This is a genomic window from Peribacillus sp. CSMR9, assembly GCF_033141925.1.
GTDB classification, from domain to species: domain Bacteria; phylum Bacillota; class Bacilli; order Bacillales; family DSM-1321; genus Peribacillus; species Peribacillus simplex_A.
The window spans coordinates 1-1,551 of sequence record NZ_JAOPHO010000177.1 but is presented as its reverse complement, the minus strand read 5'-3'; the positions used below and the strand labels follow the sequence as shown (position 1 = coordinate 1,551).

The following is a 1,551-nucleotide window of genomic DNA, read 5'->3' as shown; positions in this document are numbered from 1 at the left end:
CGATCGGAGTATCCATCCTCTCCATCATCCTTGCTTTATTTGCCCAAAACATGAATGTTGCTTTCCTTGTGTCACTTACCTCTGCCATTACTGTTAATTCTGGACGCTGCGGAAACGTTAATAATGTCGCTTCAAATGGCTTCCCTTCTTTTTCCCACATACCTTTAGCGTTTTTCTTCCAACCTTCTTGCTGCATTAATTGATTGACAGATTCAGTTTCTTCTTTATTTTCCACCTTACCAAATGGTAATACAGGAGAAAATGGACTATGCGCTACAGTCCCTTGCCCTTTCATGACAGAACTTACAATCTCTTCACGTGGAATCAACATATCTACGACTTTTCTCAAAGCTAACTCTTTAAATAGAGGAGATTCCATATTGTACATCAGCATATGTGTTCTCAATGACGTAGCGGTTAACACTTCAAACTTTTTATTCTTCTCTAAAACAGCAATATTATCGACAGAAATATCGGTTGCTCCGTCTACTTCTCCAGATTGTAAGGCCATTAATCTCGTATTGGCATCAGCGATAAACTTAATGGTCACTTCAGATAATATTGCTTTTTCTCCCCAATAATCTTCATATCTTTCAACAATAAGTGATTCATCTTGATTAAATTGTTTAATTTTAAATGCTCCTGTAAAAGCAGGATAGCTATCTTTGGCATCTATTGTCGCTACGTCAACAATGATTGTCGACGGGTCAGCTAAAGACGCAATTAAAGCCGCATTCGGTTGTATAGTTTTAATTTTCAATTCAGTATCTGATACTGCTTCCATAGACTTAATTTGCAATAGATCCTTCGCTCTTTGATTTTTATCCATCGAGCGCTGTAATGATTCTTTCACGCTTGTAGCATCCATTACTTTTCCATTATGGAAAGTTACATTTTCTTGTAATTGAAACACCCACGTTGTGTCATTTTCTTGTTTCCATGATTTTGCTAGCCAAGCTGTAGGTTCTAATTCCTCATTAAGTTTAATTAATGTTTCCGCTGTTCCAGAACGCATGACCTCCCAGCTATCACTACCATGTGGATCAAGGCTTGCTGGACTCCACGAGAAAGCTAAAGTTGCCTTTTTATCTGAAGATTCTTCTTTCGTACCTTTGTTTGTTGATGTTTCTTCTGTTCCTGCACAGCCGATAAGCGCTAGAATACAAGCAGCAAGCACCATCCATATTCCTAATTTTCGTTGGACATTCCAATTTTTCAACATTTTCTTCCCCCTATATAATTACTAAAAACAAAAAAGCATTTCTGACTATGTAAAGAGGTCAGAAATGCTTTTAGTGATAAAGAAATAGGGTGCCTAAACATCTGGCCATCCAGCAATAGATGACATACGTACAGACTTATGATTATCAGCATACTAACCACCTCCCTAAAAATCCCGTAGGTCTAACAGCGATGTTTAAATAGGGAGGTCTCCTGACTCAGGGCACTACTTCCAGTCCTCCCCAGGTATATCCCAGTGGTTTTTTCTGAAAGCTAACAGCGACATACTGCTTCCCAACACAGTGGCGGGTCCGTGCCGGAATTAAACCG

At 39.0% G+C, this 1,551-nt stretch carries 1 protein-coding gene and 1 riboswitch; the gene reads right to left on the bottom strand.

Features of this window, described 5'->3' with window-relative positions; all coding sequences use genetic code 11:
* Positions 1-1,222, bottom strand: a 1,222-nt coding sequence (locus N9I19_RS24700) for an ABC transporter substrate-binding protein (protein ID WP_317779325.1), incomplete at its 3' end; no start/stop codon positions are given.
* Positions 1,223-1,407: 185 nt separating this feature from the next.
* Positions 1,408-1,551: riboswitch (cobalamin riboswitch) on the bottom strand. This riboswitch is flagged as partial in the annotation.